8 protein-coding genes are annotated in these 10168 nt (G+C 70.9%); all 8 read right to left on the bottom strand.

All coding sequences use genetic code 11. From position 1 onward, the window contains the following. Positions 1-119: 119 nt before the first annotated feature. The 8 genes from HF995_RS04680 to HF995_RS04645 all read right to left on the bottom strand — a co-directional run bounded on the left by HF995_RS04680 (position 120) and on the right by HF995_RS04645 (position 10163). Entirely contained in the window at positions 120-851 is a 732-nt protein-coding gene (locus tag HF995_RS04680) for a PadR family transcriptional regulator (RefSeq protein WP_168446598.1), read from the bottom strand. A 107-nt stretch (positions 852-958) separates the two neighbouring features. Then, positions 959-1681 carry a response regulator gene (locus HF995_RS04675; protein WP_168446597.1) on the bottom strand — a complete coding sequence of 241 codons (723 nt, stop codon included), beginning with the start codon at positions 1679-1681 and terminating at the stop codon, positions 959-961. Then, positions 1678-4224 (bottom strand): DUF4118 domain-containing protein, encoded by a 2547-nt coding sequence (locus HF995_RS04670; protein WP_168446596.1) that lies wholly within the window; start codon positions 4222-4224, stop codon positions 1678-1680. Before HF995_RS04670 ends, HF995_RS04675 begins: the two co-directional genes overlap by 4 nt. A gap of 9 nt (positions 4225-4233) precedes the next feature. Then, positions 4234-4902, bottom strand: a complete 669-nt coding sequence (kdpC, locus tag HF995_RS04665) for a potassium-transporting ATPase subunit KdpC (protein WP_168446595.1) — start codon at positions 4900-4902, stop codon at positions 4234-4236. Between the two features lies 1 nt (position 4903). Then, positions 4904-7096, bottom strand: a complete 2193-nt coding sequence (kdpB, locus tag HF995_RS04660; protein WP_168446594.1) for a potassium-transporting ATPase subunit KdpB — start codon at positions 7094-7096, stop codon at positions 4904-4906. Then, positions 7093-8757: a potassium-transporting ATPase subunit KdpA gene (kdpA, locus tag HF995_RS04655; RefSeq protein ID WP_168446593.1), complete on the bottom strand. Its 1665-nt coding sequence runs from the start codon at positions 8755-8757 to the stop codon at positions 7093-7095. The genes kdpB and kdpA overlap by 4 nt, the downstream gene beginning before the upstream one ends. A 92-nt stretch (positions 8758-8849) precedes the next feature. Beyond that, positions 8850-9008, bottom strand: a complete 159-nt coding sequence (locus tag HF995_RS04650) for a hypothetical protein (RefSeq protein WP_168445803.1) — start codon at positions 9006-9008, stop codon at positions 8850-8852. Positions 9009-9182: 174 nt separating this feature from the next. Further along, on the bottom strand, positions 9183-10163 hold the full coding sequence (locus HF995_RS04645; RefSeq protein ID WP_168446592.1) for a DNA topoisomerase IB: 981 nt from the start codon (positions 10161-10163) through the stop codon (positions 9183-9185). Positions 10164-10168: the final 5 nt, after the last annotated feature.

Genomic DNA, 10168 nt, shown 5'->3' with positions numbered 1-10168 from the left:
GAGCCTGACCGTCCGGCGTGCGACAGCCGGACGGTCGGGCCGCGACGACGGATCGCCCGCATGCACGGCTGACGTGTGCATGCGGGCGATCCGTATGAGGGAGGCGAGGGGCGCCGTGTCTACTCGGCGAGGATCAGGTACAGAGCTCTGCGGACCTCGTCGAGCTTCTCGGTCGCGGCGGCCTGCTGCTCGTCGGTCGCGCCGTGTCGCAGCTGCTGGATCGCGCCGCGCAGCTTTGTCACGCTCTCGTGGAACGCGACGTCGGTCGCCGACTGCCCGGGGGTCGTCGCCCAGGTGCGGGCGATCTGCTCCGCGTTCTCCGCGACGTACGTGCGCCCGGCCTCGGAGAGCGTGTACTCCGTGCCGCGACCTTCACCGGTCGTGTCGACGAGACCCTCGTCGACGAGCTGCTGGAGCGTCGGGTAGACCGAGCCAGGGCTCGGTCGCCAGACGTCGCCCGTCCGGGCGGCGATCGACTTGATCAGGCCGTAGCCGTTCGACGGCTCCTCGGCGAGGAGCGACAGGACGGCGAGGCGGACGTCGCCGCGACCGGCGCGCCGAGGGCCGCGGCCGTGACGACGCGGGCCTCCCGGTCCGAACGGGCCCGGCCCGAACGGTCCCGGCCCGAACGGGCCCGGGCCGAGGCGGCCGAAGCCGGGGTCGAGGTCGTCCTCGTCGAGGTCGGCCGGAGGGCCGCCGGGGCCGAATCCTGCGGGGCCGAACGCGCGCGGGCCGCCCTGGCGGGGGCGCGGGGCGTCGTCCGGTCCGAAGTCGCCGTGGTGGTGGCGCCGGCGGCCGCGGCGCGGTCCGTCGGGGCTGAAGAAGTCTGGGGTGATGCGTGGGGTCCTCATGGGGCTCCCCCTCTCTGTCGTGCGCGGCGTGACTCTCGTGCCGCAGCGATACTTCACGATATATCGCTGACGGATCGGCGGTCAAGGCAAAGGTGGAGTTGGCGCACTCACTCCTCGAACAGATACCCCATCCCCGGCTGCGTGATGATGTGCCGTGGAGCAGAAGGGTCATCCTCGAGCTTTCGACGAAGCTGAGCCGTGTACACCCGCAGATAGTTCGTCTCGGCCGAGTAGGCAGGCCCCCACACCTCGTGCAGCAGCTGCACCCGCCCGACCATCCGGCCGCGGTTGCGCACCAGCACCTCCAGGACCGACCACTCCGTCGGGCTGAGACGCACCTCCGCACCGCCGCGGCGTACCTGGCGACGCGCCAGGTCGATCCGCAGGTCACCGGCAACGACCACCGGGTCCTGTCCCGACACGCCAGCCGGCGCGCCGCGCCGCACCGCTGCCCGGAGACGCGCGAGCAGCTCGTTCATCGCGAACGGCTTGGTCACGTAGTCGTCCGCACCCGCATCGAGCGCATCCACCTTGTCGTCACCCAGGTGCCTCGCCGACAGCACGACGATCGGCACCTCGCTCCACCCGCGCAGCCCTGCGATGACCTCCAGGCCGCTCATGTCCGGCAGCCCCAGGTCCAGCAGCACGACGTCGGGGTGGGAGCGTGCCGCAAGCTCGAGCGCATCGGCGCCGGTCGACGCCGTCGCCACGCTCCATCCGTGCACACGCAAGTTGATCGCTAGCGCACGAACAAGACCTGCGTCGTCGTCGGCGACGAGGACCGACGTTCCCGGCGGCGCGCCGCCACCGGTTGGACTGTCGCGCGTCACAGCTCCTCCTCCTGGACCCGGCCAACCGCGATGGGAACCGTCAGGACCATCGTGAGTCCTCCTCGGGGAGTGTCCTCGACAGAGAGCGTCGCACCGACCGCCTCGACGAACCCACGCGCTACCGCAAGCCCTAGGCCCAACCCGTCCGACGAGGTGTCGCCGAGCCGTTGGAACGGCTCGAACATCAGCGCCTTGTGCGGGTCGTCGAGGCCCGGGCCTCGATCGACTATCCGGATCTCGACTTCTCTGGGACGCGCGGAGGCCGTCACCAGCACGGGGATGCCGGGCGGTGAGAACCGCACGGCGTTCGCCGTCACGTTGGCGACAGCACGCTCGAGCAGGCCGGCGTCCGTGAGCACGAGCGGCAGGTTGTCCGGCACGTCCAGGCGAACCTCGTCCGCGGTGAACGGCTCGACGGCGAGAGGCACGATCTCATCGACGGAACGTGGCAGCAGGAGCGGACGCACGCTCCCCGTCTGCAGCCGCGACAGGTCGAGCAGGTTCGCGATGAGGCGCTCCAGGCGAGTCGTCGAGTCGGAGATCGTCTCGAGCAGCACGTGCTCGTCCGCGGCGCTCAGCCCGACGTCGGCTGCCGCGCCATGGCCGTCGGCGACGAGTCCGTCGAGAGAGGCGCGGATCGAGGAGAGCGGCGTCCGAAGGTCGTGCGACACGGCCGCGAGGAGCGCGGTGCGGGTCGCATCCGCCTGTGCCAGCGCCTCAGACTGCGCGGCCTGCTCGCGCAGCCGACGATACTCGAGCACGATCCCTGCCTGGGCAGCGAAGGCCTCGAGCACCTGCCGGTCGCTGGCAGGCAGCACCCGGCCTAGCACGACGAGCCGTCGGTCGTCGTCGATACGCACCTCCGTCCGCACCGGGTCGTCTTCGTGGCGCTGGCCAGAACGCTCGGCGTGCGCGACCGTGACCCAGCCTGCCCGGGGGTCGGAGCGGGTCTCGAGCCGGACCTCCGACACGGCGAACGTTTCCGCGAGCCGCTCGACGACGGCTTCCGCCGTGTCGTCCCCAGAGAGAACCGAACGGGAGAGCGCGGCGAGCGTCGCAGCCTCGGCGCGCGCCCGGTAGGCCTGTGCGCTGCGGCGGGCCGCCAGGTCGACCACGGACGCGACCGACACAGCGACGAGGACGAACACGAGAAGAGCGAGCGCGTTCTCAGGACTCGACACGGTGAGCATCCCCGTCGGCGGCGTGAAGAACCAGTTGACGGAGACGAAGGACACCACCGCGGCGGCGACAGCGGGCCAAAGGCCACCGACCAGCGCGACCGCGACCGTCGCAGCGAGGAAGAGCATGAGCTCGCTCGTCAGCGGCGCGTCGGCCTGCACCAGGGCGATCCCCAGCGTGAGCACGGCGGGCAGGATGGCGGCGAGCAGCCATCCCGTGGCCTGCCGAGCCAGCGAGAGAGACGAGCCTGTCCGACGGAAGGTGAGCTGCGTCCGAGCCCGCTCGTGCGTCACGAGGTGGACATCGATGCTCCCTGCGAGGTGCGCCATCTGCGCGCTGGAGGAGCCTAGGACCGCCTCGCGGAGGCGAGAGCTGCGGGAGACCCCCACGACGATCATCGTGGCGTTCACCCCGCGGGCGAAGTCGACGACCGCTGTGGGGACATCCTCCCCGACGACCGTGTGGAACGTGCCGCCGAGCGCCTCGACGAGCTCGCGGTCGGCAGCGATCGCGGCAGAGGGCGCGGACGGGAGCCCATCCGTCGCCAGGACGTGGACCGCGATGAGCTCTGAGCCTGCGACCCGCTGCGCGATGCGCGCGCCGCGCCGCAGGAGCGTGGTGGTCTCGGGGCCCCCTGTGACAGCGACGACGATGCGCTCGCGCGCTGGCCACGTCCCCTCGATGTCGTGGTCCGAGCGGTACCTGGTGAGCGCGTCGTCGACGCTGTCCGCGAGCCACAGGAGGGCGACCTCCCGCAACGCCGTGAGGTTGCCGACGCGGAAGTAAGACGACAGCGACGCGTCGATCTGCTCCGCCCGATAGACGTTCCCGTGCGCGAGCCGTCTGCGCAACGCGTCGGGGGAGAGGTCGACCAGCTGTACCTGGTCCGCGGCGCGGACGATGTGGTCCGGCACCGTCTCACGCTGACGCACACCCGTGATCGCCTCGACGGCGTCCCCGAGAGACTCGAGGTGCTGGATGTTGACGGTGGTGACGACGTCGATCCCGGCGTCGAGCACCTCCTGCACGTCCTGCCACCGACGTGAGTTTCGTGCCCCTGGCGGGTTGGTGTGCGCGAGCTCGTCGATGAGAACGACCTCGGGTGCGCGCCGCAGGACGGCGTCGACATCGAGCTCGCCCAGCTCCGTGCCGCGGTGGTTCACGACGGTGCGGGGGATCACCTCGAGGTCGCCGATCTGGGCAGCGGTAGCGGCGCGCCCGTGCGTCTCGACGAGACCGACGACGACATCTGTGCCACGGTCGCGCCGCCGCTGCGCCTCGTCGAGCATCGCGAAGGTCTTGCCGACGCCGGGGGCCGCACCCAGGTAGACAGTGAGCCGCCCGGGCCGGCGAACGTCAGGCATGCGCACCTCTCATGAGGACATCATGCCCAGCGCGAGGTTCAGCTCGAGCACGTTGACGCGAGGTTCGCCGAGGATGCCGAGGTCGCGGCCGGTCGTGCGGTCGACGACGAGCGCCCGCACCGAAGCAACCGGCAGTCCGCGAGCCGCCGCCACCCGGGACACCTGCTGCAGGGCGTAGGCGGGCGAGACGTGCGGGTCCAGCCCCGATCCCGAGGCGGTCAGCGCGTCGGCCGGCACGTCCCCCGGAGCGGCGCCATCAGCCTCCACCACGGCGCGCCGTCTGTCCTGCACCGTCGCGAGCAGCTCACGGTTGAGCGGGCCGAGGTTCGACCCGCCTGAGGCGAGGGTGTCGTAGCCGTCGCCAGCAGCCGAGGGGCGCGGGTGGAACCACTCGGCGCCGTCGGACGCCTGGGCGATCAGGAGCGAGCCGACGGCTTCCGTGCGTGTCGTCGTGCGCTCGCCCTGCGCCGTGACGAGCGATCCGTTCGCCTGCCACGGGAACGCGAGCTGCCCGACGGCGACCACCGCGAGCGGGTAGAGGGCGCCGAGCGCGACGGTGAGCACGACGAGCGCGCGCAGACCGGCGAGGCTCTGCCGGGCGAACGCGACGATGCTGCGCCGCAGGCCGCGGCTGCGCGAGGCGGAGGGGTGCGGGCCGGAGCCCTTGTCGTGAACCATGTCAGCCGATCCAGGGGAGGAGGGAGATCAGGAGGTCGAGGATCTTGATGCCCACGAACGGGGCGATGAGCCCGCCGAGCCCGTAGACGAGGAGGTTGCGTCGGAGCATCGACGAGGCGGGGGCGGGCCGGTATGCCGTTCCCTGCAGCGAGAGCGGGATCAGGGCGACGATGATGAGGGCGTTGAACACGACGGCTGACAAGATCGCCGACTCGGGGCTGGACAGCCGCATGATGTCGAGAGCACCGAGCTGGGGGAACACGGCCACGAACATCGCGGGCAAGATGGCGAAGTACTTCGCCACATCGTTGGCGATCGAGAACGTCGTCAGTGCGCCGCGTGTGATGAGCAGCTGCTTGCCGATCCGCACGATCTCGATGAGCTTGGTGGGGTCCGAGTCGAGGTCGACCATGTTGCCCGCCTCCTTGGCGGCGGTCGTGCCGGTGTTCATCGCGACGCCGACGTCCGCCTGCGCGAGGGCTGGGGCGTCGTTGGTACCGTCCCCAGCCATCGCGACAAGGTGACCAGCCGCCTGCTCCCGGCGGATGAGGGAGAGCTTGTCCTCGGGGGTCGCTTCGGCGAGCACCTCGTCGACGCCAGCCTCGGCACCGATCGCCTTGGCGGTGATCGCGTTGTCGCCGGTGACCATGACCGTGCGGATGCCCATCGCACGCAGCTCGTCGAAGCGCGCCCTGAGGCCGTCCTTGACGACGTCCTTGAGGTGGACCACGCCGAGGGCACGTGCCGGAGAAACGCCCCTCTGCACTGCCACCACGAGCGGGGTGCCGCCCGTGGTGCTGACCTCGTCGACGAGCGCCTGCACCTGCTCGGGCGTGCTCCCGCCGGTCGAGCGCACCCACGCACCTACCGCGCTCGCGGCCCCCTTGCGGATGCTCACGGCGGGATCCGCGCCCTCGTCGTTCGGGGGGAGGTCGACGCCGCTCATGCGGGTGGTCGCGGTGAACGGGACGAGCACGGCGCCCGCGGGCAAGCGGCCCGTCCGGGTGGACGGCCGCTCGACCGGCCCCCCGGTCGGTCCTTCGGGCGGTTCTTCCGCCCAGCCGTCGTCGACCAGGTCGACGACGCTGCGCCCCTCGGGGGTCTCGTCCGCGAGGGACGCCAGGCGCGCTGACGCTGCGAGCTCCTCGATGGAGACGCCCGGCGCTGGCAGCAAGGCCTTCGCCTGACGGTTGCCGTAGGTGATGGTCCCCGTCTTGTCGAGGAGGAGCACATCGACGTCTCCAGCTGCCTCGACGGCGCGACCGGACATGGCCAGGACGTTGCGCTGCACGAGCCGGTCCATCCCGGCGATACCGATCGCCGACAGCAGAGCCCCGATCGTCGTCGGGACGAGACACACGAGGAGGGCGATGAGCACGAGGAGCGGCAGGCGTGCACCCGAGTACACCGCGAACGGCTGGAGGGTCACGACCGCGAGCAGGAAGATGATCGTGAGCGAGGTGAGCAGGATGTTGAGGGCGATCTCGTTGGGTGTGCGCTGGCGGTCGGAACCTTCGACGAGCGCGATCATCCTGTCGACGAACGTCGAGCCTGCCGCCGCTGAGATCCGGACGGCGATGGTGTCCGAGAGCACGACGGTGCCACCCGTGACTGCTGAACGGTCCCCTCCGGACTCCCGGACGACCGGCGCGGACTCGCCCGTGATGGCGGACTCGTCGACGGCGGCCGCACCTTCGATGACATCGCCGTCCCCAGGGATGATCTCGCCGGCACGCACGATGACGACGTCCCCGACGCGGAGCGTCGCCGACGGCACCTCGTCGGTGGGACGGAGGATCAGCGGCCCGTCCTGCCGAGAACGCTCGAGCGGCTCGGAGATCCGCCGCGCCGTCGTCTGCTTCTGGGTTGCCCGAAGACTCGAGGCCTGCGCCTTGCCCCGGCTCTCCGCGACCGACTCCGCGAGCGTGGCGAACAGGACGGTCGCCCAGAGCCACACGACGATGGCCACCGCGAACGCTGTCGGGCTGACGGCGGCGAGGACTGTCGAGGCAGCAGCCCCGATCTCGACGACGAGGATGACCGGGGACTCAGCGAGCTGCCGCGGGTCGAGCTTGCGGAGCGCTCCGGGGAGCGCGGCGCGCACCTGCGCCCCGGTCAACACCGGACGGTGGGTTTCGGGTGGGACCTCGGCGGCGGTGGAACCACCGAGCCGGGTCAGTACCGGTGCACTCATGACAGCGACTCCACGACGGGACCTAGGGACAGGACAGGGATGAATGTGAGACCGACCACGATGAGTGCCACGCCGGCCAACATGCTGGCGAAGAGCGGCTCGTGGGTGGGCAGCGTGCCGGAGGTCGCAGGGACCGAGCGCTGCGAGGAGAGGCGCCCGGCAAGTGCCAGGACGAGCGCGACCGGAATGAACCGGCCCGCGAGCATGCACATGCCCAGGAGCGTGTTGTAGAAGGGCGTGCTGGCGGTGAGCCCCGCGAACGCCGAACCGTTGTTGTTGCTTGCGGAGGCGACGGCGTACAGCACTTCGGTGAGGCCGTGCGGCCCGCTCTCCTGGATGCCTGCCTGCCCCGCCGGCAACGCCACAGCGAGGCCTGTTCCGACGAGCACGAGCATGGGGACCGTCAGGATGTACAGGGCGACGAGCGCCATCTCCTGACGGCCGATCTTCTTGCCCAGGTACTCGGGTGTCCGGCCGACCATGAGCCCGGCGATGAACACTGTGACGATCGCGAGGACCAGCATGCCGTAGAGCCCTGAACCGACACCGCCCGGGGAGACCTCACCGAGCAGCATGCCGAAGGCTGCGACACCTCCACCAGGAGCCGTGAGGGAGTCGTGCATGGAGTTGACGGCACCGGTCGAGGTGCCCGTCGTGGCGGCCGCGAACAGCGCGGACCCAGCGGCACCGAACCTGACCTCCTTGCCCTCGAGAGCCCCGCCTGCCGCCTGTGGCACGAGTCCGTGCCCGGCCAGCTCTGCCCAGGTGAGCAGTGCGGTGCCAGCAAGGAACAGTGCCCCCATGACGGAGACGATGGCGACACCCTGGCGGCGGTCGCCGACCATCACCCCGAATGTCCGAGGGAGCGAGAAAGGGATGATCAGGAGCAGGAGGACCTCGAGAAGGTTGCTCACAGGGGTCGGGTTCTCCAGAGGGTGCGCCGAGTTGGCGTTGAAGAAGCCGCCACCGTTCGTGCCGAGCAGCTTGATCGCCTCCTGGGAGGCAACCGGGCCGCCCAGGAGGAGCTGCGAGCCGCCCGTCAGCGTCTGCGTCGCCGTGTGCGGGTCGAAGCTCTGGATCACGCCCGTCGCGACCAGCGCGACGGCGCCGACGAACGCCAGCGGGAGGAGCACCCTGACGCACGTCCGGGTGAGGTCGGACCAGAAGTTCCCGACACGTCCGTCCGTCCCTGAGCGCCGGAGACCGCGGATGAGGGCCACCGCGACCGCGATGCCGACCCCTGCCGACACGAAGTTCTGCACGGTGAGCCCGGCCATCTGGAGCAGGTGGCCGGCCGCGGCCTCGCCTGCGTACCACTGCCAGTTGGTGTTGGTCGCGAACGAGACTGCTGTGTTCCACGCCCCCGCTGGATCGAATCCTTGCGTTCCCAGGCTCATCGGCAGCACTCCCTGGAGCCGTGCCAGGCCGAACAGCAGCAGAACCGAGGCCAGGGAGAACCCGAGCAGTGACAGCAGGTAGGCGGTCCAGCGCTGATCGGCGTCGGCGTCGACCCGCATGACGCGGTAGACGGCCCGCTCGACACGTAGGTGTCGTGGCGAGGTGTAGACGCGCGCGAGGTAGTCGCCCAGCGGGACGTGCACGGCTGCGAGGACGACCACGAGCACGGCGGTCTGGGCGAGGGCTGGCCAGGTGCTGCTCATGTCTCAGAGCCCTCGGCCCGCGCGCAGGAGCACGCGGAAGAGATACGCGAGCAGGATGATCGCGGCGACGAGCCCGACCGCGTCCTCGGCCCTCATCGGAGGTCGGCCTTGTCTGCGGCGCGGCTCGGTGCGTTCCGCGTGACGGTGGCGCCCGGGGCCGTCCAGGCATCGACGCGTCTCGCGACGATCGCCACGGTCGCGAAGAATGCGACGCTGAGCAGGATGTAGACCATGTCGGCCATGAGAGCCACGCCTTCGAGAGTCGGTACGACGACGCCTGACACTGCTCGGCGCGGTCGGTGCACAGCGGCGCACGGCTCTGGTCTAGTCCTCCCCCGCGTTCCGGCACGGGGTGTTGACGTGTTCTTGACGGGGTGGGGTCCACTCCTGACGGGTTCCTGACGCTCCCGCCTCTCGTGGTGGTCTCAGTCACCTCCGCGCATGAGCGCGAGGTAGGCGTTCGCGTCCCCGCGATGCAGGTCGATCAGCTCGTTCGCGTGGAAGCGGTCGAGGATCGCCGGGTCGATATAGCTGCTCTTCGCGACCGCGGGCGTGTTCCCCAGCAGCTCCGACGTGCGCACCACCGCAGCACGGACGGTTCGCGTCCGCTCCCGCTCGTCCGGCGACCACCCGATCCGCGCGAGCTCGCGCGCCGCGATGATCGAGCCGTGCAGCGTCCGGAAGTCTTTCGCCGTGCACGCCGTCCCGCTGATCTCCTGGATGTACCGGTTCACGTCCGACGCACGGACGGGCCGCCACGACCGGCCCTCACGACGAGCGAGCAGGCGCGCTCGCGGCGACCGCCGCTCGAGGAGAGACGCGACCGCGCCGGCCAGGTCCTCGTCGACCGTCCGGGTGTGCCACACCTGACCGCTCTTGCCTCGGAACTCGAGCGTCACGACGCCCTCCTCGACACGCACGTGCTGACACAGCAGCGTCGTGAGCCCACGGTTCCCGGTCGCAGCCGTGTGCCGCTCGCTCCCGACGCGCAGGTGGGTCGAGTCGACGAGCCGCACCGCGACCGCGAGGGCGCGCTCGAGGCTCCCCGGCTCGCGCCGCAGGTCACGCGTCACGCGGCGGCGCACCTGCGGCAGCCTCTCTGCGAGCTCGAGCGTCCGCGCGTGCTTCGCGCGGTCGTGCGCCTCGACCCACCTCGGGTGGTAGACGTACTGACGTCGCCCCGCGTCGTCGACCCCCGTCGCGAGGATGTGGGACCGCGGGTCGGGCGCGAACCAGACGTCGCGCCACGCAGGCGGCAGCACGAGCGCCTTGAGGCGCTCGACCACCTCCGGGTCCTCGATGCGCGCGCCGTCCTCGTCGAGATAGACGAAGCCGCGCCCCGCGCGGCGGCGGGTCCACCCGGGTCCGGAGGTGCGGGCCCGGACGAGGCCACGGACGCGGGGCACGGCCG

The organism is Sanguibacter hominis ATCC BAA-789 (assembly GCF_012396185.1).
GTDB classification, from domain to species: Bacteria; Actinomycetota; Actinomycetes; order Actinomycetales; family Cellulomonadaceae; genus Flavimobilis; species Flavimobilis hominis.
Note: the sequence above shows the minus strand (reverse complement) of the source record. Positions and strands in the feature narration are given on the sequence as shown.